Below are 22099 nucleotides of genomic sequence, written 5' to 3'. Positions count from 1 at the left end.
TCCGGCCATGACGTCCGCGACGGCCGGGGGCACCGCACCGGTGCCCCCGGCCCGTACACGCAAGAGCGTGACCGGGACCCGCAAGGCGGTGGTGGCGCTCTTCCTGCTGCCCGCCCTGGTGCTGCTCGGCGCGCTCGTGGTCTACCCCATCGGGTACTCGGTCGTGCGCAGCTTCTACGACCAGCAGGGCGACGGGTTCGCCGGGTTCGACAACTACAGGGCGCTGTTCACCGACGACGGCATCCGCACCGCGCTCAAGAACAACATCGTCTGGGTGGTGTTCGCCCCGACGGTCGCGACCGCGCTGGGGCTGGTCTTCGCGGTGCTCACCGAACGGGTGCGCTGGGGAACGGCGTTCAAACTGGTCGTCTTCATGCCGATGGCGATCTCGATGCTCGCCGCCGGCATCATCTTCCGGCTGGTGTACGACCAGGACCCGGACAAGGGCGTCGCGAACGCTGTGTGGGTGGGGGTGCACGACACCTTCGCCCCGGCGTCGGCGTTCCCGAAGGCCCACCCCGGCCGGGAGTCGCCGCTCACGGCCGAGAAGGGCGGGTTCGTCACCCGGGACACCGTGCACTCCGGACAGTCCGTCGCCCTGCCGCTGGTGGGCGTCGCCCCGGACGTGATGCCGGACAGCGCGAGGAAGGCGGTGCGGGCGGGCACCGATCCCGGCAGGATCACCGGCACCGCCTGGCAGGACTTCACCCGCGGGAAGGGCGTGGGCAGGCTCGGCCAGGTCGACGCGAGCGAGCTGGGCTACTCCGGGATGCGGATCGAGGCGGTCAAGGACGGCAAGGTCGTCGACTCGGCGAAGGCCGGAGCCGACGGCACGTTCTCGCTCTCGGGCAAGGCGGACGGAGCCCGGCTGCGGCTCCCGGCGGGCAACTTCGCGGAGCCGTACAACGGGGTCGACTGGCTGGGCCCGTCCCTGGTCACCCCGGCCATCATCGGCTCGTACGTCTGGATGTGGGCGGGCTTCGCGATGGTGCTGATCGCCGCAGGCCTGGCGGGTGTGCCGCGCGAGCTCCTGGAGGCCGCGCGGGTCGACGGGGCGAACGAGTGGCAGGTGTTCCGCCGGGTCACCGTGCCGCTCCTCGCGCCGGTGCTCGCGGTCGTCGCCGTGACCTTGATGATCAACGTGCTGAAGGTCTTCGACCTGGTGTTCATCATCGCGCCGGGCTCCTCCCAGGACGACGCGAACGTGCTGGCCCTGGAGCTGTACCGCAAGGGCTTCTCGGAGGGCAGGCCGGGCGTCGCGAGCGCCATCGCGGTGTTCCTGCTCCTGTTGGTGATCCCGGTGATGCTCTTCAACGTGCGTCGGCTCAGGCGGGAGGTGCGGCGATGAGCTCACGCCTGTCGTCCGGCCGGGGGTCCGGGGGTTGTCCCCCGGGAGAACACAGCAACGTGCGTCGGCTCAGGCGGGAGGTGCGGCGATGAGCGCGCATGCCGGACAGTTGGCGAAGACCGCGCCCGCGACGGCCGTGAACAGGGCGCGGCCCTCGCTCGGTTCACGGATCACGAGCGGGCTCGGCAGTGGTGTCGTACGGGTCTTCCTGCTGCTCGTCGGCCTGTTCTGGCTGGTGCCGACGATCGGGCTGCTGCTGTCCTCGCTGCGCAGCCCCGAGAACATGAGCGGCAGCGGCTGGTGGAAGGTGTTCAGCGCGCCCTCGCAGCTCACCGTGGACAACTACCAGAAGCTGCTGGAGAACAGCGACATCACCGGCTCGCTGCTCAACACGGTGCTGATCACGGTCCCGGCGACGCTGCTGGTCGTCGTGATCGGCTCGCTCGCGGGCTACGCCTTCGCGTGGATGGAGTTCCCCGGCCGCGACTGGTGGTTCCTCGGCGTGGTCGGCCTGCTGGTCGTTCCGGTGCAGGTGGCCCTGATCCCGATAGCCGAACTCTTCGGAAAGATCGGCCTCTTCGGGTCGGTGACCGGCGTGGTCCTCTTCCACGTCGGATACGGCCTGCCCTTCGCGGTGTTCCTGCTGCGGAACTTCTTCGCGGAGATCCCGAGGGAACTCCTGGAGGCGGCCCGGCTGGACGGCGCGGGCGAACTGCGCCTGTTCGCACGGGTCGTGATGCCGCTCGGCGGCCCCGCGATCGCCTCGCTGGGGATCTTCCAGTTCCTGTGGGTGTGGAACGACATGCTGGTCGCGCTGGTGTTCTCCGACTCGGGGAGTCAGCCCATCACGGTCGCGCTCCAGACGCAGGTACGCCAGTTCGGCAACAACATCGACGTGCTGGCGCCGGGCGCGTTCGTCTCGATGGTGATCCCGCTGGCCGTTTTCTTCGCGTTCCAGCGGCAGTTCGTCTCCGGAGTGATGGCGGGCGCGGTCAAGTAGGCAGGTCGTGGAGGTGCTTGAGGGGCGGGCCGGACACCGGCCCGCCCCTCGCCGTTCACCCCGCGTCCCCCGGATGCCACATCTGGCGTAACCAAGTCACCCCTTCGGCCGTTTCCGGGCAGGTATGCCCGCGCCGACCCATGGATGTCCCGTGCCCAGGTTCAGTGTCATCGTCCCCGTGTACAAGGTTCAGGCGTACCTGCACGAGTGTCTCGAATCCGTGCTCGGACAGTCCTGCCCGGACCTCGAACTCATCGCGGTCGACGACTGTTCACCCGACGCCTGCGGGGCGATCATCGACGAGTTCGCGGCCCGCGACGCCCGGGTGCTCGCCGTGCACCTCCCCGGGAACGTGGGGCTCGGGCTCGCCCGCAACGCCGGTCTCGAACGCGCCACCGGCGACTACCTGATCTTCCTGGACAGCGACGACACACTCACCCCGGACGCGCTGCGGGCCGTCGCCGACCGGCTCAAGCAGACCGGCGACCCGGACGTCCTGGTCTACGACTACGCGCGCACGTACTGGTCGGGCGAGGTGGTACGCAACCAGGTCTCGGCGCAGCTCACCGAGGAGGGCCCGGCGCCCTTCCGGCTGGACGAGCGGCCCGGACTGCTGCGGCTGCTGATGGTCGTGTGGAACAAGGCGTACCGCCGGGAGTTCGTCGAGCGGGCGGGCTTCCGGTTCCCGCCCGGCTACTACGAGGACACGCCCTGGACGTATCCGGCGCTGATGTCCGCCGAGACGATCGCGACCCTCGACCGGGTCTGTGTGCACTACCGCCAGCGGCGCCACGGCAGCATCCTCGGCACCAGCAGCCGCAAGCACTTCGACGTCTTCGAGCAGTACGACCGTGTCTTCGCGCATGTCGCCGCGCACCCGGACCTCGACCGGTGGCGCCCGGTGCTGTTCCGGCGCATGATCGACCATTTCGCCACGGTGTTCGTGAAGCGGGGCCGGCTGCCGCGCGCCGCGCGGGCCGAGTTCCTGCGCAGGGCCCGTGCGCACTACCGCCGTTACCGCGTCCCGGGCGCGCCGGCCGACCCGCGCACCCGGCTGCGCCACGTGCTGGTCGGCCTCGGCACACACCGCACGTACCGGCTGCTCTCCTTCCTGTCGCGGATCCGCAAGAGAGCCGTGCGGCCGGCCGCACGACTGCGGCGCGCGGTGCGCGGCGCCGCGCTCCGGTTCCACTACCGCGTGCAGCTCCGTCTCCCGCTGCGCGCCGACCGTGCCGTCTTCTCCAGCTACCGGGGCCGGGGTCACGGCTGCAACCCGGGGGCCCTGGAGTCCGCGTTCCGCAGCTTCGCCCCGCACATCCGCACCGCGTGGATCGCGCACGCCGAGCACCACCACACGATCCCGGACCGGACGGACCGGCTGCGTCCCGACACCGCGGGGTACTGGACGGCGCTCGCCCGCTCCAAGTACCTGGTGAACAACGTCGGCTTCGACCGGCGGATGGTCAAGCGGCCCGGCCAGATCGTGATCCAGACACAGCACGGGACCCCGCTGAAACGGATGGGGCTCGACCTCCAGGACCGCCCGGCCGCCGCGCGCGACACCGACTTCGCCGAGCTGCTGCGCGACGCCGACAAGTGGGACTACTGCCTGTCCGCCAACCGCCACTCCACGCTGGTCTGGGAACGCGTCTTCCCCTCCTCGTACACGACGCTGGAGTACGGGCTGCCCCGCAACGACGTGTTCCAGCACGCGACACCGGCGGACGTGGACCGGCTGCGCGCGTCGCTCGGCATCCCCGCGGGCACGGTCGCCTTGCTGTACGCGCCGACGTACCGGGACTACCGGCGCACCCAGCCGCGCACCCTGGACCTGGAGCGTGTGCTGCGCCGGCTGGGCCCGCGCTTCGTCGTGCTGACCCGCGCCCATCACCTCCACGGGGCGCCGCTCGCCGGGGCGGCGGGCGGCCGGGTCATCGACGTGTCCGGCCATCCGAGCGTCGAGTCGCTGTGCCTCGCCTCGGACGTGCTGGTCACCGACTACTCGTCCCTGATGTTCGACTACGCGGTGCTCGACCGGCCGGTCGTCGTCCTCGCGGACGACTGGGAGGCGTACGAGGCGGCCCGCGGCACCTATTTCGACCTGCGGGCCTTCCCGCCGGGCGCCCTCGCGCACGGCGAGGACGAGCTGATCGACGTGTTCGCGACCGGGCAGTGGCGCGACGCGCGCTCGGATCGGCTGCGGGCCGCGTTCCGCGAGCGGTTCTGCCCGTACGACGACGGCAGGGCCGCCGAACGCGTCGTACGGCATGTGGTGCTCGGCGAGGGCGCCTGCCTGCCGCCTTTCGTGCCGTTCGCCGAGCGTCGCCCGGTCCCCTCGGCCGGGGCGGCCCTCGCACTCGTCCCGGGCACCGGCCGGCCACTCGGGAGCGTGCCGGCGCCGGGTGCCGCCGTTCCGCTCACCGAGACCCTCTGAACCGGAGTCCGCGTGCCCTCCAGTCCTTCGCGGCCCACGCCCACCCGGCCCTCCACCTGGCGGCCGGCCGGGCGCCCCGGGCGATGAATCCCCCGTTCGGCGCCCCTTGAGAGAAAGAGCAGAATGCCCCGCTTCAGTGTCATCGTGCCCACCTTCGAAGTCGCCGGGCACCTGGCCCGCGCGCTGGACTCGGTCCTGGCCCAGTCCTTCGGCGACTTCGAGCTGATCCCGGTCTGCGACGAGCCGGACTCCCCGGCCACGGCGGTCGCCGCCGCGTACGCGGCCCGGGACTCCCGGGTGGTCCCGGTCCATTCGCCGCCGTCGGGCGGACTGAGCGCGGCGCGCAACGCCGGGATCGCGGCGGCGAGGGGCGCGTATCTGCTCTTCCTCGACGGCGACGACGATCTGGCGCCGGGCGCGCTGGACGCCCTGGACGCGAAGCTCTCGGCCGACGTGGACGTCCTGTACTTCGGGCATCAGCGGGTGCACTGGTGGGACGGCGAGCCGAGCACGCCCCCGCTCGACAAGGCCCCGGAGGTACTGGGCGTGCACGTTCCGGCGTGGAGCGCCGCGTACCGACGCGACTTCGTCGCCGAGCACGAACTGGCCTTTCCCGAGGGGCGTTTCACGGACGCGGGCTGGGGCGGCCTGGTGACGGTGACGGCCGAGCGGACGGCGGTGCTGCGCACGGTCTGCGTACGGCACCGTCTGCGCCGCCAGGGCAGCCGGCTCAACGCGCCGGGCGAGCACCACTTCGACCTCCTCGACCAGATCGAGCGGGTCCTCGGCCACGCCTCGCGGCGGACCCTGCCCGCGGCCCGGTCGAAGGCGCTGTTCGGCCAGCTCTTCTCGCTGGTCCTGAAGACGGCCGCGCACCCGGACCGGGTGCCCGCGGGGCGCCGCCGGGCCTTCTTCCGCCGGGCGGGCAAGCTCTACCGGCGGCACCGTCCGGCCGGGTTCCGGGTTCCGGCGGGCAGTCTCGGTGTGCAGCACCGGCTGCTCGCGGCGGGCGCGTACAGCGCGTTCCGCGCGCTGCGCGGCACGAACCGGGCCGTCTCCGGCGTGCTCCGCCGGGTGCCCCGCGGGAGGACCCTGCGCACCCGCGCGCGCTACGCCCTCCACCTCCGTCGCCCTCTCGACGAGAACCTCGCGGTCTACTGCGCCTACTGGGGCCGGGGTTACGCCTGCAATCCGGCGGCGATCCACGCCAAGGCCCGCGAACTCGCCCCGCACATCCGCTCGGTGTTCCTGGTCGAGCCGGAGGCGGTGGACGCGCTGCCGAAGGACGTCGAGCACGCGGTGATCGGCAGCCGGCGTGCCTGGGAGGTACTGGCCCGCGCCAAGTACCTCGTCAACAACGCCAACTTCGCGGACGGTGTGGTCAAACGCCCCGGCAGCGTGCACCTCCAGACCCAGCACGGCACACCGCTGAAGAAGATGGGCGTCGACCAGTCGACCTTCCCGGTGGTGGCCGCCGCGACCGGCAGCTTCACCAGACTGCTGGCCCGGGTGGACCGCTGGGACTACAACCTCTCCTCCAACCGGCACTCCACCCAGATGTGGGAACGGGCCTTCCCGGGCGGCTACGAGGCCCTGGAGTACGGCTACCCGCGCAACGACGTCTACTGCACGGCGACCGCCGAGGACGTGGCCCGGGTCCGTGAACGGCTCGGGGTGCCCGAGGGCAGGACGGCGCTGCTGTACGCGCCCACGCACCGCGACCACAGCACGGGTTTCGAGTCCCGGCTCGACCTGGAGGCCTTCTGCGAGGCGATCGGCGAGCGGTTCGTCGTCCTGCTGCGCGCCCACTACTTCTACGACGAGGGCCGCGGGCGCGGCAGCGGACGGATCATCGACGTGACCGGGCACCGGTCCTCCGAGGACGTCTGTCTGGCCGCCGACGCGCTGATCACGGACTACTCGTCGATCATGTTCGACTACGCCAACCTCGACCGCCCGGTCGTCGTGTACGCGGACGACTGGGAGGTCTACCGGGAGACCCGGGGCGTCTATTTCGACGTGCTGGAGGAGCCGCCGGGCCGGGTGGCGCGCACCCCGGACGAGCTGGCCGCGCTGTTCGCCGACGGCTCCTACGCGGATCCGGCCGCCGCCGCGCTGCGTGCCCGCTTCCGTGAGCGCTTCTGCCAGTTCGACGACGGCAGGGCCGCCGAACGGGTCGTGCGCCGCGTGCTGCTGGGCGAGTCCCCCGAGACGATCCCGCCCGTCCTGCCGCTCGCCGAACGCGTCCCGGCTCCCGCCGCGTCCACCCTCGTAAGGAGCTGACGTGCCCCGCTTCAGCGTCATCGTCCCCGTCTTCAAGGTGCAGGGCTTTCTGCGCGAGTGTCTCGACTCGGTCCTGGAGCAGTCGTACACGGACCTGGAGGTCATCGCCGTCGACGACTGTTCCCCGGACGGCTGCGGCGCGATCCTCGACGAGTACGCCGAGCGCGATCCCCGGGTACGGGTGCTGCACCTGCCGGAGAACGTGGGGCTGGGCCGCGCCCGCAACGCCGGGATGCCGCTCGCCGGCGGCGACTACCTCTTCTTCCTCGACAGCGACGACACCCTCACGCCGGGCGCGCTGCGCGCCGTCGCCGACCGTCTGGACGAGACCGCCGACCCGGATGTGCTGGTCTTCGACTACGCGCGCACCTACTGGTGGGGCGGCACCCGCAGGAACGTGCTCGCGCGGGTCCTCGCGGAAGCCGGACCCGGCACCTTCACCGCGGCCGAACACCCGGAGATCCTCGATCTGTTGATGGTGGTGTGGAACAAGGTCTACCGCCGCGCGTTCGTCGGACGGGAGGGCTTCGCCTTCCCGCCGGGGTACTACGAGGACACGCCCTGGACGTTCCCGGTGATGCTCAGCGCGGAACGGATCGCGGCCCTGGACCGGATCTGTCTGGCCTACCGCCAGCGGAGGCAGGGCAACATCCTGTCCACCACCAGCCGCAAGCACTTCGACATCCACGACCAGTACGAGCGGGTCTTCGCGTTCGTCGGCTCCAGGCCGGAGCTCGCGCACTGGCGCCCGTTCCTGCACCGCAAGATGGGCGAGCACTGCCTCGACATCCTCTCCAAGGAGGACCGGCTGCCGCAGGAGGACAAGGCCGAGTTCTTCCGGCTGACGGCCACCCTCTTCCGCAAGCACAAGGCCGGTCCCGTACCGGCCGAACTGCGCGTACTGGAAGGCGGTTTCACCCGCTACCGGGTGCGGCGCCAGACGGACCGCGCGGGCCGGGAACTGGGCCGGCGCGGACAGCAGGCCCGCCGGATCGTCGCCGCGCGGGTCAAGCGCGGCTGGTCCGCGGTGCACGGACACCGGCCGCTGGACCCGCACCTGGCGGTGTACTCGGCGTTCTCGCACCGGGGGGTCCTCGGCGATCCCGCGGCGGTGTACACCGCGGCACGCGAACTCGCCCCGCACCTGCGCGGGGTGTGGGTGGTGCGCGACGAGGAGCAGGCGGCGCTGCTCCCGCCGGACACCGAGCACGTCCTGCTCGACTCACCGCGCTACCGCCGGATCACCGCGCGGGCCACGTACTTCGTGAACAACGTCAACTGGCCCGGTTCGCTGGCCAAGCGCCCCGGAAGCGTCCACATCCACACCCATCAGGGAACCCCGCTGAAGTACATGGCCGCGGACCTGCTGCACAAGCCGGGCGCGCGGCACGGCATCGACGTGCCGCAGATGCTGCGCCGCGCCGACCGCTGGGACTACAGCCTGGTCGCCAACCGGCACTCGGAGGTGGTCTGGGACCGCGCCTACCCCTGCCACTTCACCTCGCTGCGCAGCGGCAGCCCCCGCAACGACGTCCTGGTGCGGGCCCGGCCCGAGGACGGGGCGGCGGCCCGCGCGCGCCTCGGGATCCCGGCCGCGAACCGGGTGGTGCTGTACGCGCCGACGCGCCGCGAGTACGTTCGCGGCGGGCATGCCGAGCGGCTGGACCTGGCCGCGTTCGCCGACGACCTCGGCGCGGACCACACCCTGGTCGTACGGCTGCACCCCTCGCTCGCGGAGGGTCCGGCGCGCGGGATGGGGCTGGCCGAACTGCACCGGCGCGGTGTCGTGGTCGACGCGACGGACGAACCGTGCGTCGAGGACGTGATACTCGCCTCCGACGCCCTGGTGACCGACTACTCGGCCCTCATGTTCGACTACGCCAACCTCGACCGGCCGATCGTGCTCCTCGCCGACGACTGGGGCGCGTACGCCGCGAGCCGGGGCACCTATTTCGACATCACGGCCGACGCTCCGGGTCATGTGGCTTACTCACAGCGGGAGTTGGGGTGGCTGTTCGCGTCGGGGGCCTGGCGGGACGGGGAGTCGGAGCGGCTGCGGGCCGGATTCCGTGAGCGGTTCTGCGAGTTCGACGACGGCCGGGCCGCCGAGCGGGTGGTGCGGACGCTGATGCTCGGCGAGCCGCTCGTGCCACCGCCGGCGATCGCACCCCTGCCCGCCCAGGCAGGCCACGACGTCCTCGCAACCTCATGACCGGCCCCACGACCGGCCCTTCGGACGGCCCCGCGAAGAGCCCGACGCCGGCTCCGGCGGACAGCCCGGCTCGGGGCCCCGTGACCGGCACGGCGGTCGGCGCCCCGGGCGGCTCCGGCGGGTTCGCCCGGAACCGCGTTCTCCCGCCGGGGTTCCGGGCCCGGGTCCTGCGCGCGCCGCGTTCGGCCCGTGCCCGGGTGATCCTGATCGCCGTCGTCTTCGCCGTCCTCCAGCTCGCCAACGTCACCAACCGGGACACCCCCGACACCAAGAACTACCTCACGTACGCGCTGAACCTGAGCGGCCACAGCAAGCAGCAGGCCGCCGCGCTGACGATCGACTACGTCTGCGCGGGAAAGGCGTCCGTCGCCCGGCGCAACCAGGCCGTCGACGTGGTGCGCTTCCACCGCGCGAGCCCGACCCGTCGGGTTCTCGCCGAGTGCCGGCGCGAGCAGTGGCGGGGCGTGTCCGCACGGCTGGCGGCCGGGCGGACGACGGGACACGCCGTGCCGTTCATGCCGCCCCGCTTCATGCGGATCTTCGAGGCGCGGCCGGGGTATCCGGTGCTGCTGGTTCCCTTCGTCACGGTGCTGGGGGTGACCTGGGGCCTGTGGGCCTCGGCCGTGACGGTGACGGTGGCCGGGGGCGTCCTCGTCTTCCTCCTCCTGCGCACCCTGCGCACCTCCACCGGCGCGGCCCTGACCGGACAGGCCCTCTACTACGTCCTGCCGTGCGGTACGACGGCGATGCGCCCGATGACCGAGGGCCTGATGATGGCCGTGACCCTCGCGGCCCTGTGGGGCTGCGCGCTGGTCCTGGAGGGCCGCGCGCGGGCCGGGACCTGGCTGGCCGGCGGCTCCCTGGCGGTCCTGTTCACGGTGAAGCACTCGCAGGCCCTGTTCCTCGGGCTGTGCCTGGGCGCCTCGTGCGTGGTGCTGCTCGCGCGCCGGCGCCGGTGGGACGGGCCGCTGCGGACCCTGGGCGTGGTGGCGGGCTGCGGCGTGCTGGCCACCGTGCTGCTCGCGAAGGCGCTGCACTACCCGTCCCAGTCGGAGAGCGTGCAGGATCTGCTCACCGGGCATTACGCACGTCCGGACCGCGTCCGTCCGTGGCCGGAGTTCCTCCATCTGGAGGCAGCCTTCTGGATCGAGTGGACGCGCCGCCAGTTGTGGGAGCCGCTGTTCCTCGCGGCCGTGGTGGCGGCCGGGTGGGGGGCGCTGCGCAGGCATCGGGCCTTCGGCGTCTTCCTGCTGGCGGCGGCGGGCACCGGGGTGCTCAACCAGGCCGCGCACCCCGACATCAACGTCTGGGGCGACCGGCTGATCGTGCTGCTGTGGCTGCTGCCCGCGGTGGGCCTTCCGCTGCTTCTCGACGCGGTCGTCCGGCCGGGCGCGCGGGTGCCGGGGGGCCTGGTTCCGGGGCCGTCGCGCAGGGAGTCCGAGGTCGCCCGATGAGGTGATTCCCGGCTAGGCCGCCGTTCGGGGCGGGCATATAGGGCAGGTGCCGGAAACCGCCGATCCCTGCTCCCCCACCGCCCGATGAGCGCCGACGTCGTCACGCGGCGGGAGGCCGTCCGCGGCGCGACCGCGCTGCGTGGCCGGGGCTCCTGGCGTCCGACGCCGTACCAGGTGTGCGGCGGTCTGTTCTGGCTGGTGATGACGCTCGCCTACTGGCGGATCCCGTTGTGCTGCGACGCGGGCCAGCACGCGGCGGTCGTCGAACGTCTGCGGGCGGACCTGCTGCACCCGCGGCATCCCATGGCGGACCTGCCGGGCGCGGGCAGCCCGTACTACTCGCCGTACGCGGTGGCCCAGGGCGTCTTCGCCCGGCTGACCGGACTCGGCGGCTGGGCGGTGGTGCGGCTGTCGGGACCCGTCAACCTGCTGGTGCTGCTGACCGGCATCGGCCGCTTCACCCGCGTGCTGACGCCCCGTCGCCCGGCGCCGGTCCTGTGCCTGTTCGCGATGGTGCTGCTGTGGGGCACGGAGCGGGCCTGGTGGAGCGGCTACCTCGGGCTGATGTCGATGACCGGCAACCTGGGCTATCCCTCGACGTTCGCCATCGGGCTGGCCTTCTGGGCCTGGGCGTTCACGGGCCGACGGGCTGCGGGCACCGCAGGCCCGGTCCGGTTCGTGGGCCCGAACAATCTCAGGAGCCGGTGGGGGTACGCGGCCCTCGGCGCCCTGTACGGACTGATCCTGCTCGTGCATCCGATCACGTCGGTCGCGGCGGTGCTGGGCGGGGTGGCGTTCGTGGCGGGCGGGCAGCGCGGATGGCGTCCGGCGGTGGCGGGCCGGTGGCTGCTCGCGGGCGCGACGGCGCTCCTGGTCGCGTACGGATGGCCGTACTTCGATGTCTTCGCGCTGGCCGGGGACCGCAGCGTGGACGCCATGCACGAGCGGCTGTACGAGGGGATGCCCGGGCACTTCTGGCTGGCCCTGACCGGGGTGCCCGCGCTGTGGCTGCGGGCCCGGCGCGTCCGGCGGGGCGGGGGGCACGGGTGGCGCGATCCGCTGGTGCTGATGTTCACGCTGGAGTGCGCGGCGGTGGGGTACGGCTGGGTGAGCGGGCACTACACGTACGGCAGGATCCTCGGGCTCACGCTGGTGCCGCTCCAGTTCGCGCTCGGGGTGGAGCTGGCGGAGCCGCGCCCGTGGGGGCCGTGGCGGCGGCTGCTGGGCGGGGCCGCGGCCGCGGGCGCCCTGACCGGGTTCCTGACCGTGCACGCGGGGGCGGTGGTGCCGCGCTCGCTCGACCCGGTCGGCTTCGACCAGCCGCCGCGCTGGCCGACGTACGACTGGGCGGCGCGGCACATCCGGCCCGGCGAGGCGGTCATCGCGGACGGGTACTACTCGGTCCACCTGCTCGCGGGCTACGGCCCGGACCTCGCGGCCCCCGCCTGGCCCGACCCCGCTCTCGCCGAGAGCGAGCGGCTGCGCAGGCTCGCGGCGGTCCGCGCCTGTCTCGACCCGTCCTCGACCCGGGCCGAACGCACCGCCGTAGCCCGCCGGTACCACGTCCGCTGGCTGCTGCTGACGCGCTGGCGGCAGGTGCCCGAGGAGGCGACGGTCGTGGCGTGGAGCCGGGAGACGGGGGAGGTGCTGGCCCGGATCGGCCCGGGGCCCGGCACCCGCACCGGTGCGGCGGCCGGTGCAGGAGCCGGCGCGAAGGGCGGTGCGGGTACCGGGGTGAAGGCCGGTGCGGCGGTCCGTGCCGCTCGATGACGAACCGTCCGGCACCGGCCGGCTCGGCGCCGGTTACTCGATGACGAGCTCGACGGGGATGTTGCCGCGGGTGGCGTTGGAGTAGGGGCAGACCTGGTGGGCCTGCTCGACCAGCTTGCGGCCGGTCGCCTCGTCCACCGTGTCGGGCAGCTCGACGCGGAGCGTGACGGCCAGGCCGAAGCCCTCGCCCTGCTTGCCGATGCCCACCTCGCCGGTCACCGCGGCCTGCGTGACGTCGACCTTCGCGGCGCGGCCGACCAGGCCGAGGGCGCTCGCGAAACAGGCCGCGTACCCGGCGGCGAACAGCTGCTCGGGGTTGGTCCCCTGGCCGCTGCCGCCCATCTCCACCGGAATGCCCAGCTGGAGGTCGAGCGTGCCGTCGGAGCTGACGGCACGGCCCTCGCGGCCGTGGGTGGCGGTGGCGACGGCGGTGTAGATCGCGTCCATGGGGACCATCCCTCTCAAGTCGGAATCCTGGCGGGGGCCGCCGGTCCGGCGGCCTCACGACCTGAATTAGAGCACGCAATTCAGTTGTGCACAACTTAATTGCCCGCTAGAGCTATCCTGAGGGCATGACCGCAACACCCGCCCCGAGCCCCGAGGCCCCCGCCACGGCGGACTTCCTCCGCCTCGACGAGCAGATCTGCTTCTCGCTGAACGCCGCCTCGCGCGCCTTCGGCGGCGTCTACCGCGTCCTCCTGAGGGACCTCGGGATCACCTACCCGCAGTACCTGGTGATGCTGGTGCTGTGGGAGCACGGCGAGCTGCCCGTGAAGAAGGTCGGCGAGCATCTGCGGCTCGACTCGGGGACCCTGTCGCCGCTGCTGAAGCGGCTGGAGGCGGCCGGGCTCGTACGGCGGGAACGCAGCGCGCGGGACGAGCGGTCCGTGCGGGTGCGGCTCACCGAGGAGGGGTCCGCGCTGCGGGAGCGCGCGCTGGACGTGCCGCGCCGGATCGCGGCCGCTACCGGGGCGGACCTGGAGGAGATCCGAGAGCTCCGGGCCCGGCTCGACCGGCTGACGGCGGCACTGGACGAGGCAGCCCTGTCCCAGGCCCCGGGGTGTACGTAGTCCGGCGCACGTAGAGGCGCAGCGTCACGCCTCTGCGGACGACCCGCTCCAGGGGCACGAACTGCTCGTGGACCACGGCGAGCTTGAGGCGCTCGGTCGCCTCGGCCGGGGACCAGGCCCGGCGCGTCGCGAAGGGCGCGGCGACCAGCCACACCCGGTCGAGCCGGTCCAGCCTCCGGCGCAGTTCACCGGGGCCGGCCTCGCGCCCGTACAGGGTTCCGGAGGCGGGCGCGGGGACGCTCAGCGCGATGTCGTCGATCCCGCGGAAGCCCTTCGGGTACGCCAGTGCCGCGCGCCGGGCGAGGGACGGCAGGAACAGCACCGGGTCGCCGGGGCGCAGTTCGCGGTCGGCGGCGGCGGAGACGGCGGCCAGGTTGTCGGGGCGGCGGTCGGGACTGCGGTCCGCGCGCAGCAGCGGGAGCTGGACGGCGAGGACGAGGGTCACGGCGAGGACGCCGGTGGGGACCGCGTGGGGCAGCAGCCGCGGCAGCCTCGTCACGAGGTGGTCGGCTCCGGCGGCCGCGAGCAGCGGGGCCCCGGCGAGGGCGTACAGGACGTAACGCTCGTCGTAGAACGGCCGCCAGTGGGACACCGTCAGCAGCACGCCCGGGGGCACGGCCGCCAGGGGCAGGGCGACGGCCGTGAGCGAGAGGGTGCCGCGCGGGGTCCGCTCGGGCCGGAAGGCGAGGGCGGCGAGGACGAGGTACGGCACGATCACGAGCCGGGCCGGTCCGGTGAACAGCCCGAGCAGCCGTCTCGCGCTGGCGAGGCCGGTGCGCGGCAGCCAGGCGACCTGCGCGGACTGGCCGTGGGAGACCAGGAGGAGGGGTGCCAGCACCAGGACCGTGGCCGCGGCGGCGAGGGCCCAGGCCCGCCACACCCGCGCCGGTACGCGGGCGAGCGCCAGTGTCGTGGCGTGGGCGAGGAGCAGGAGCAGGGCCATTTCGTGCAGCAGGCAGGTCGCGGTGGCCGTCGCCCCGTAGGCGACCCAGGGGCCGGGCCGGGTGGACCGGGCGGCCCGGACCAGCAGCAGGGTGGCTCCGGCCGCCCCGGCCGCGACGAGCGCGTAGGAGCGGCCCTCCTGGGCGAAGTGGCCGGTCATGGGGGTGACGGCGTACAGCAGGCCCGCCCACAGGCCGACGCGCGGACGGCTCAGCCGGACCCCTAGTGCGGCCACGAGCCCGGCGGTCGCGGCGGCGCCGCAGACGGAGGGCAGCCGCAGGGCGATCTCGCCGGGGTGCGGGGCGAGGACGGGGTGCATGAGGAGGTAGTACAGGCCGTGCACGGCGTCCACGGTGTGCAGCAGGTGCCAGATCTGGGGCACCGAGCGCTGCGCGACCTGGAACGTCACGGCCTCGTCGCGCCACATGCCGCCGCGGTCGAGTCCCCACAGGCCGATCCCGAACATGACCAGGACGGGCGCGAGGACGGACAGGACCACGGCCACCGCCTCCCGACGCCGGGCCTCCCACCGCCCGGCCTCCCACCACCGGGCCACCGGATGCCGGGCCACCGGGCGCAGAGCCGTCGTCGGCCTCATCCACGCATACACCATGGGGGCAATTTTTTGCTATTAAACAACCTTTGATCGGTATTGACGGCGTATCGCACGGTATGACCCATCCATGCGGCTTACGATCCGGGCTTGATGAGCGCCATCCGGAACCACCGCCCGCCCGCCCTCGCCGCCGCCTGGCTCGCCACCCGCGCCCTGATGCTGTGGCTCCTCGCCCACGACCGGCTCGCCCCGCTCGGCAGGGGCGGGGTGTCCCGCGAGGTGGGCCATCTGTACTTCCACTGGTACGGCGTGCTGTCCCGGGGCGCGTTCCCGGCGGGCGACCGGCTGTGGCAGTACCCGCCGGGCGCCGGCCCGGTGCTGCTGGCGCCCGGACTGCTGCCGTGGCTGACGTACTTCACCGCGTTCGTGGCCTGCGCGCTCGCCGCCGACGCCGTGATCGCCGTCGTCCTCACCCGCGCGGGGCTGCGCTCCGGCCGCAGTTCGCGCGGCGCCTGGCTGTGGGTGCTGGGCCTGCCCCTCCTGCTGCACATCCCGCTCGCCCGGTACGACGTGCAGGTCACGGCCTTCGCAGTCGTCTCCCTGCTGGCGCTCTCACGCCGCCCGCGTGTGTGCGGCGCGTTCGCCGCGATGGGGGCGCTGGTCAAGGTCTGGCCCGCGCTGGCGCTGATCGGAACCCCCCGGGGCCGCACCACCCGCGAGGTGTGGACGTCGGCGGCGGTCACCGCGGCCGCGCTGCTCGCCGTCCTCGCGGCCGTCTTCAGCGGCCCCTTCGACTTCCTGCGCCAGCAGAGCGGCCGGGGTGTCCAGATCGAGTCCCTCGGCGGCACGGTCCTGGGCTTCGCGCGCCACGCCGGCTGGCCGGGGACGGCCCGCTACCAGTACGGCGCGATGGAGTTCGTCGGCCCGTACACCGGCGCGGTCGCGGCCTGCTCGCTCGCCCTGACGGTCGCCGCGTTCGCGCTCGTGCTGCTGTGGCGGGTCCGCGCGCGGCGCTGGACGGCGGCCACCCCGTACGACGCGGCGCTCACGGCCGTCCTGCTGTTCACCGTGACGAGCCGGGTGATCAGCCCTCAGTACATGGTGTGGCTGCTGGGTCTCGCCGCCGTCTGCCTGACCTCGCGGCACACCACACAGCGCCCGGTCGCCGCGCTGATCGTGGCGGCGACGGCGGTCAGTTCGGTGGTGTACCCGGGGCTGTACGGCGACGTGGTGGACAGCACCTGGACGGGCTGCCTGCTGATGCTCGTACGCAACGGCCTGCTGGCCACGGCGGCGGGAGTGTCGTTCGTACGACTGTGGCGGTCGGGCCTGCCCACGGCCGCCCCGCACCGTGCCGCGCCGGCCGGGCGGGAGCGGGGCGCACACCGGATTCCCGCCGGGCTCCGAACGAGACAGTGACCGCCTCTTGACGGAGAATTACCCGCAATACCTACGATTCCGGCACATGGATCACATGAACCCTCACGAGGCGAAGGTCTGCGTCGTCGTCATCGGGTACGACGACGCCGCCCATGTGGCGGACGCCGTGCGCTCGGCGCTCGCCCAGGGTCCGGCCGTGCGCGAGGTGATCGCCGTGGACGACCGCTCGACGGACGGCAGCCCCGCCCTCCTCGACGCGCTCGCCGAGGGGGAACCGCGCCTGCGGGTGATCCACCGGCCGGCCAACAGCGGCGGCTGCGGCAGCCCCCGCAACGACGGCATCGACGCGGCCACGGCCCCGTACCTGATGTTCCTGGACAGCGACGACGTCCTGCCTCCCGGCGCGGTGGACGCGCTGCTCGCCGCCGCCGAGGAACACCGCGTCCAGGTCGCGGCCGGACTGTGCGTGCGCCGCGAACTGCCCTCGGGCCGCGAGGTCCCCTGGGAACGCGCGCTCTACGCACGCCCCGCCCTGATATCCCGTCCCTCGCGCCGCCTCCGCCTCGCCCACGACACCCTCTGCGTCAACAAGCTGTACCGCACCGGCTTCCTGCGCGAGCACGGCATCCGCTTCCCCGAAGGCCGCTACCCCTACGAGGACTTCGTGTTCACCGCGCGGGTGCTGGCCGCCGCGCCGCGCATCGCGCTGATCCCCGACACGGTGTACATCTGGCACGTGCGGCGCACCGCGGAGCGCCTGTCCATCTCGCTCGACCGCGCCGGCATCGGCAACTGGCGGGCACGGACCGAGGCGAACCGGGCGGCGCACGAGATCCTCCTGAGCGCCGGGGAGAGGCAGCTCGCGCGGGCCGTGCACGCCAAGTTCCTCGACCACGAGCTGCGGATGTACACGCGCGAACTGGAACTGCGCGCTCCCGCCTACCGCAGCGCCTGGTGGGACCTCACGCGGACGTACCTGTCGACGTTCGACGCGGCCGACCTCACCGTCAATCCGGCCGCCCCCGGCCGCCTCGTCGCCCGCGTGATCCTCGCCTGTCCCGCCCCGCGCGACCTGCCCCGCCTGAGGGAACTCGCGGCCCGCCCGGCCCGGCTGCTCCCGCCCTACACGCGCGACGGCGACGGCACCCCCGTGTGGTCCGCCGACCTGCCCGAGGTGACCCTGGAGCACTTCCTGGGCCGGCCCGCCCACCTGCTGCCCGCCGCCGTCGACGCGGAACTGCGCCCCCGCGCGCGGGGCACCCGGCTGCGGCTGCGCCTGCACGAGCTGTACGGGCGGATGGCCGCGGCCGGTCCCGCCTCGGTGGACCTGGAGTTCGTCCACCGGGAGGAGGGGCGGGTGGGCCTGAGCGGCACGGCGGCCCTGGTGGCCGACCGGCACGGCGACTCCTGGTGCGCGGAGACGCCCGTGGAGCTGTCGGCACTGGGCGCGGGCACCTGGGATCTGCGCCTGGCCGTGCGCTTTCACGACGGTACGAGCCGGGTGGTGTCGGCGCACGCGCTCGGCGGCCCCGGTCTGCTGCGCCGCCGCGCGGTCGCGGACGCTCACCACGGTGTTCTCCTCGTGCAGCCGTACCGGACGCACGCGGGGGCACTGGGTCTGCGGACGGCGTCCGGTTGGCGAGGAATGACCGGAGTGGTGTCCCGAAGGCTCCGTCGCCTGCTTCACTGATACGCGGACGCGGAGACGCGAGGCGCGGACGCCGACACCGTCACGCGGGACCGCCTCTCCCCGGCCGCAGGCACACGGTCCGGCAGCGCGGACTCACTCACGAGGGGAACGGCCTCACATGACCTGGCTGATCACCGGCGGCGCCGGCTACATCGGAGCGCACGTCGTCCGCGCGCTGCGCGAGGCGGGCGAACAGGCCGTGGTGTACGACGACCTGTCCACGGGGATCGCGGAGCGGGTGCCGTCGGACGTTCCGCTGGTGGTCGGCTCGACCCTGGACGGCGACCTGCTGGCCCGGACGCTCACGGGGCACTCCGTCACCGGTGTCGTCCACCTGGCGGCGAAGAAGCAGGTCGGCGAGTCCGTGGAGCTTCCCCTGCACTATTACCGGGAGAACGTCGAGGGCCTGCGCGTCCTGCTGGAGGCGGTGACCGCGGCCTCGGTGACCGCGTTCGTCTTCTCGTCCTCGGCCGCGGTGTACGGGATGCCGGACGTGGACCTGGTGACGGAGGAGACACCGTGCGCGCCGCTGAGCCCGTACGGCGAGACGAAGCTGGCGGGCGAGTGGCTGGTGCGCGCGACCGGCCGCGCGACGGGTCTGTCCACGGCCTGTCTGCGCTACTTCAACGTGGCCGGCGCGGCGACCCCCGAGCTGGCCGACGTGGGGGTCTTCAACCTCGTCCCCATGGTCTTCGAGAAGCTGACGGACGACGCCCCGCCGCGCGTCTTCGGCGACGACTACCCGACGCCGGACGGCACCTGCGTGCGCGACTACATCCACGTGGTCGACCTGGCCGAGGCGCATGTGGCCGCGGCCCGCGCCCTCCGGTCCTCCCCCGGCACCGGCCTGACCCTCAACATCGGCCGCGGCGAGGGTGTCTCGGTCCGCGAGATGATCGACCGCATCAACGCCCTCACCGGCCACGCCCGGCCCCCGGTCACCACCCCGCGCCGCCCCGGCGACCCGGCCCGCGTCGTCGCCTCCGCCGACCGCATCGCCGACGAACTGGGCTGGAAGGCCCGCTACGGCGTAGAGGACATGATCACCTCGGCCTGGTCGGGCTGGCTCCGCCACCACCCGAGCGCAAGCCGCATCTAGTCCCCCTGTCCGAACTCCCCCACCAGCCACCAGCCCCCTCCGAACTCCGCCTCCCGACAGCCTCCTCGGCAACCGCCCCGGGACAGCCGCCTTCGACCGTGCCGCCGGGAGGGCACGGCGATCCCCCACGAACTGATCGCGTCGCCCTGTTCGGACGGGTGCCGCGGGCGGCCGGGCTCACGGAGCTCGCGCTCCGGTGGTCCGGGGAACGGACCCGGCAGGCCTGACCGGGCGCCGCCGGGTCAGAGTGCCTTGAGTGCCGCCGCCGTGGCCCGGGCCAGGCTGGCCAGGTAGCCCTTGGGAACCTTGGGGCCGCGGACGACCACCGCGCGCCAGTACAGCGGCCCCGACATCAGGTCCAGCGCGAGTTCGACGTCGACGCCCTCCCGGATCTCGCCCCTCGCGACGGCCGACGCGACGATCCCGCTCGCCACCGACTGCTGGCCCTCCCGAAGCGCCGCCTGCATGGCGTCCGCGATCTCGGGGTTGCGGGCCGCCTCCGCCTGGAGGTCGGGGATGATCTGGCCGGCCACCGGGTGCCGCAGGGCGCGCGAGGTGACCTCGTACAGCAGCCGCAGGTCGCCCTCGAGAGAGCCCGTGTCCGGCGCGGGAAGCCCCTGGACCGCGATCGCCGAGACCAGGTCGAGCACGAGGTGGAGCTTGGAGCGCCAGCGCCGGTACACCGCGGTCTTGCCGACGCCCGCACGGCGGGCGATGCCCTCGATGGACATCCTGGCGTAGCCGACGGAGGCGAGTTCCTCGAAGACGGCGGCGCGGATCGCCTCGGTGACGTCCTCGCGCAGGACGGCCGCACCGGCGGGAGCCCGGCGCCGCCGGGGCTTCCCGTCGGCAGGCGCGGGCGTGGCGGCACTCGCGGCTGTGTCGGCGTTCGTCGTCATACGGACCAGCATAGGGCGTTACGACGATACGGTTGCGTTCCGACGTCGACTGGGCCTACTCTCGCGTTACGACGATACGGTCCCGTTCCGACGTAAGAAAATGGCAGGAAAACCCGTCGGAAAGGTTTCGGGGCCGAACGCACCCCCACCCCCCGAGCGAAAGCAACGGATGTGAGCCAGGTCCTCAACACACCGCCCCCGGCAGCGTCACCGGTCGCCCCCGCCGACGACGCCGCGGCCCTCGCCGCCCGGTACGGCCTCACCGTCAGCGGCGCGCGCCCGAGCCTGCCCGCGTACGTCCGCCAGTTGTGGGCACGGCGCCACTTCATCACCGCCTTCGCCACCGCCAAGCTCACCTCGCAGTACAGCCAGGCCAAGCTGGGCCAGGTGTGGCAGGTGATGACCCCGCTGCTGAACGCGGCGGTCTACTACTTCATCTTCGGCATTCTGCTCGGCACCAAGCACGGCGTGCCGGACTACGTCCCGTTCCTGGTCACCGGCGTCTTCGTCTGGACCTTCACCCAGAGCTCGATCATGGCGGGCACCCGGGCGATCTCCGGCAACCTCGGCCTGGTCCGCGCCCTGCACTTCCCGCGCGCCGCGCTGCCGGTGTCGTTCGCCCTCCAGCAGCTCCAGCAGCTGCTGTTCTCAATGGCCGCGCTGGTCGTCATCCTGCTGTGCTTCGGCGTCCCGGTGAGCGTCTCGTGGCTGCTCGCGGTGCCCGTGCTGGTGCTCCAGTTCATGTTCAACGCGGGTGTCGCGATGATCGTGGCCCGGATGGGCGCCAAGACGCCGGACATCGCGCAGCTCATGCCCTTCCTGCTGCGCACCTGGATGTACGTCTCGGGTGTCATGTGGAGCATCGACAAGGTGCTCAGCAAGAGCAGTCTGCCGCACTGGGCGATGGTCCTGCTGGAGAGCAACCCGGCGGCCGTCTACATCGACCTGATGCGCTTCGCGCTGATCGACAGCTTCCACGCGCACCAGCTGCCCCACCATGTCTGGGCGCTCGCGGTGGGCTGGGCGCTGGCCGCCGGCATCGGCGGCTTCATCTACTTCTGGAAGGCTGAGGAGACGTACGGCCGTGGCTGACATCATCACGCAGGACACCCAGCCGCAGGACGCCGTGAGCGCGGCCGCAGCCGCCCCCGCGGCCGACGCCGAGCGCATCCCGACCGTCGTCGCGGACCGCGTCGACATCGTGTACCGCGTCAACGGCACCGGCGCCGGACGGGGCAGCGCCACCGCCGCGCTCAACCGCATCCTGCGCCGCGAAAAATCCGAGAAGGCGTCGGGCGTCCGCAAGGTGCACGCGGTCAAGTGCGTCTCCTTCACCGCCTACCGGGGCGAGGCCATCGGCCTGATCGGCACCAACGGCTCCGGCAAGTCCACGCTGCTCAAGGCGGTCGCCGGCCTGCTCCCGGTGGAGAACGGCAAGATCTACACCGACGGCCAGCCCTCGCTGCTCGGCGTGAACGCGGCCCTGATGAACGACCTCACCGGCGAGCGGAACGTCTACCTCGGCGGCCTCGCCATGGGCATGTCCCGTGATGAGGTCAAGGAGCGTTACCAGGAGATCGTCGACTTCTCGGGCATCAACGAGAAGGGCGACTTCATCACCCTGCCGATGCGGACGTACTCCTCCGGCATGGCGGCCCGGCTGCGCTTCTCGATCGCGGCTGCCAAGGACCACGACGTGCTGATGATCGACGAGGCCCTCGCGACCGGTGACCGCTCCTTCCAGAAGCGGTCCGAGGCGCGGATCCGTGAGCTGCGCAAGAGCGCGGGCACGGTGTTCCTGGTCAGCCACAACAACAAGTCGATCCGCGACACCTGCGACCGCGTGCTGTGGCTGGAGCGCGGCGAGCTGCGCATGGACGGCCCGACCGCGGACGTCCTCAAGGAGTACGAGAAGTTCACGGGCAAGTAGGCACCGGCAACAAGGGTGCGTACGCACGTGCC

General features: G+C 72.8%; 16 protein-coding genes. 13 read left to right on the top strand and 3 right to left on the bottom strand.

Annotation, left to right across the window (positions count from 1 at the left end; translation table 11 throughout):
• Positions 1-7 precede the first annotated feature (7 nt).
• The 7 genes from OG780_RS25490 (at position 8) to OG780_RS25460 (ending at position 12501) form a co-directional block, all read left to right on the top strand.
• Complete coding sequence (locus OG780_RS25490; RefSeq protein ID WP_328451857.1) at positions 8-1348, top strand: carbohydrate ABC transporter permease; 1341 nt, start codon at positions 8-10, stop codon at positions 1346-1348.
• 88 nt (positions 1349-1436) lie between these two features.
• A complete protein-coding gene (locus OG780_RS25485; RefSeq protein WP_328451855.1) occupies positions 1437-2348 on the top strand; it encodes a carbohydrate ABC transporter permease in 912 nt (303 codons plus the stop codon).
• A 151-nt stretch (positions 2349-2499) separates the two neighbouring features.
• Complete coding sequence (locus OG780_RS25480) at positions 2500-4782, top strand: bifunctional glycosyltransferase/CDP-glycerol:glycerophosphate glycerophosphotransferase (RefSeq protein ID WP_328451853.1); 2283 nt, start codon at positions 2500-2502, stop codon at positions 4780-4782.
• Positions 4783-4905: 123 nt separating this feature from the next.
• Positions 4906-7065, top strand: a complete 2160-nt coding sequence (locus tag OG780_RS25475; protein ID WP_328451851.1) for a bifunctional glycosyltransferase/CDP-glycerol:glycerophosphate glycerophosphotransferase — start codon at positions 4906-4908, stop codon at positions 7063-7065.
• 1 nt (position 7066) lies between these two features.
• Entirely contained in the window at positions 7067-9277 is a 2211-nt protein-coding gene (locus OG780_RS25470; protein ID WP_328451849.1) for a bifunctional glycosyltransferase/CDP-glycerol:glycerophosphate glycerophosphotransferase, read from the top strand.
• A 197-nt stretch (positions 9278-9474) separates the two neighbouring features.
• Positions 9475-10731, top strand: a complete 1257-nt coding sequence (locus OG780_RS25465; RefSeq protein ID WP_328458376.1) for a hypothetical protein — start codon at positions 9475-9477, stop codon at positions 10729-10731.
• An 84-nt stretch (positions 10732-10815) separates the two neighbouring features.
• Positions 10816-12501: a hypothetical protein gene (locus OG780_RS25460; RefSeq protein ID WP_328451847.1), complete on the top strand. Its 1686-nt coding sequence runs from the start codon at positions 10816-10818 to the stop codon at positions 12499-12501.
• A 33-nt stretch (positions 12502-12534) separates the two neighbouring features.
• Here OG780_RS25460 and OG780_RS25455 read toward each other — a convergent pair whose 3' ends face one another.
• Positions 12535-12948, bottom strand: coding sequence for an organic hydroperoxide resistance protein (locus tag OG780_RS25455; RefSeq protein ID WP_328451845.1), 414 nt, complete (start codon positions 12946-12948; stop codon positions 12535-12537).
• 125 nt (positions 12949-13073) lie between these two features.
• On the opposite strand from OG780_RS25455, the gene OG780_RS25450 reads away from it, so the two are divergent.
• Positions 13074-13571 (top strand): MarR family winged helix-turn-helix transcriptional regulator, encoded by a 498-nt coding sequence (locus OG780_RS25450; protein WP_328451843.1) that lies wholly within the window; start codon positions 13074-13076, stop codon positions 13569-13571.
• Here OG780_RS25450 and OG780_RS25445 read toward each other — a convergent pair.
• On the bottom strand, positions 13465-15126 hold the full coding sequence (locus tag OG780_RS25445; RefSeq protein ID WP_328451841.1) for a glycosyltransferase family 39 protein: 1662 nt from the start codon (positions 15124-15126) through the stop codon (positions 13465-13467). The two genes, OG780_RS25450 and OG780_RS25445, sit on opposite strands and share 107 nt — an antisense overlap.
• Before the next feature lie 93 nt (positions 15127-15219).
• Here OG780_RS25445 and OG780_RS25440 point away from each other — a divergent pair, with 93 nt between their 5' ends.
• From OG780_RS25440 to galE, 3 genes are all read left to right on the top strand, one after another.
• Positions 15220-16488: a glycosyltransferase family 87 protein gene (locus tag OG780_RS25440; protein WP_328451839.1), complete on the top strand. Its 1269-nt coding sequence runs from the start codon at positions 15220-15222 to the stop codon at positions 16486-16488.
• Between the two features lie 55 nt (positions 16489-16543).
• A complete protein-coding gene (locus tag OG780_RS25435) occupies positions 16544-18139 on the top strand; it encodes a glycosyltransferase family 2 protein (RefSeq protein WP_328458374.1) in 1596 nt (531 codons plus the stop codon).
• A gap of 118 nt (positions 18140-18257) precedes the next feature.
• A complete protein-coding gene (galE, locus tag OG780_RS25430; protein WP_328451837.1) occupies positions 18258-19238 on the top strand; it encodes a UDP-glucose 4-epimerase GalE in 981 nt (326 codons plus the stop codon).
• Between the two features lie 242 nt (positions 19239-19480).
• Here the strand turns inward: galE and OG780_RS25425 are convergent, their stop codons facing one another.
• Positions 19481-20149 (bottom strand): TetR/AcrR family transcriptional regulator, encoded by a 669-nt coding sequence (locus OG780_RS25425; protein WP_326787420.1) that lies wholly within the window; start codon positions 20147-20149, stop codon positions 19481-19483.
• A 159-nt stretch (positions 20150-20308) separates the two neighbouring features.
• Here OG780_RS25425 and OG780_RS25420 point away from each other — a divergent pair, with 159 nt between their 5' ends.
• Both OG780_RS25420 and OG780_RS25415 read left to right on the top strand, forming a co-directional pair.
• Positions 20309-21229, top strand: coding sequence for an ABC transporter permease (locus OG780_RS25420; RefSeq protein WP_328451835.1), 921 nt, complete (start codon positions 20309-20311; stop codon positions 21227-21229).
• A gap of 34 nt (positions 21230-21263) precedes the next feature.
• On the top strand, positions 21264-22067 hold the full coding sequence (locus tag OG780_RS25415) for an ABC transporter ATP-binding protein (RefSeq protein ID WP_443062329.1): 804 nt from the start codon (positions 21264-21266) through the stop codon (positions 22065-22067).
• Positions 22068-22099: the final 32 nt, after the last annotated feature.

Source organism: Streptomyces sp. NBC_00386 (genome assembly GCF_036063235.1).
GTDB lineage: Bacteria > Actinomycetota > Actinomycetes > Streptomycetales > Streptomycetaceae > Streptomyces.
The sequence above is the reverse complement of the archived record's forward strand: the minus strand, read 5'-3'. Positions and strand labels throughout refer to the sequence as shown.

What these genes read in the sequence shown, in the direction of transcription:
- OG780_RS25490 (WP_328451857.1), top strand. Translation starts at nt 8, where the DNA reads ATGACGTCCGCGACGGCCGGGGGCACCGCACCGGTGCCCCCGGCCCGT.
- OG780_RS25475 (WP_328451851.1), top strand. Translation starts at nt 4,906, where the DNA reads ATGCCCCGCTTCAGTGTCATCGTGCCCACCTTCGAAGTCGCCGGGCAC.
- OG780_RS25455 (WP_328451845.1), bottom strand. Translation starts at nt 12,948, where the DNA reads ATGGACGCGATCTACACCGCCGTCGCCACCGCCACCCACGGCCGCGAG.
- OG780_RS25435 (WP_328458374.1), top strand. Translation starts at nt 16,544, where the DNA reads ATGAACCCTCACGAGGCGAAGGTCTGCGTCGTCGTCATCGGGTACGAC.
- OG780_RS25440 (WP_328451839.1), top strand. Translation starts at nt 15,220, where the DNA reads ATGAGCGCCATCCGGAACCACCGCCCGCCCGCCCTCGCCGCCGCCTGG.
- OG780_RS25460 (WP_328451847.1), top strand. Translation starts at nt 10,816, where the DNA reads ATGAGCGCCGACGTCGTCACGCGGCGGGAGGCCGTCCGCGGCGCGACC.
- OG780_RS25485 (WP_328451855.1), top strand. Translation starts at nt 1,437, where the DNA reads ATGAGCGCGCATGCCGGACAGTTGGCGAAGACCGCGCCCGCGACGGCC.
- galE (WP_328451837.1), top strand. Translation starts at nt 18,258, where the DNA reads ATGACCTGGCTGATCACCGGCGGCGCCGGCTACATCGGAGCGCACGTC.
- OG780_RS25450 (WP_328451843.1), top strand. Translation starts at nt 13,074, where the DNA reads ATGACCGCAACACCCGCCCCGAGCCCCGAGGCCCCCGCCACGGCGGAC.
- OG780_RS25425 (WP_326787420.1), bottom strand. Translation starts at nt 20,149, where the DNA reads ATGCTGGTCCGTATGACGACGAACGCCGACACAGCCGCGAGTGCCGCC.
- OG780_RS25445 (WP_328451841.1), bottom strand. Translation starts at nt 15,126, where the DNA reads ATGGTGTATGCGTGGATGAGGCCGACGACGGCTCTGCGCCCGGTGGCC.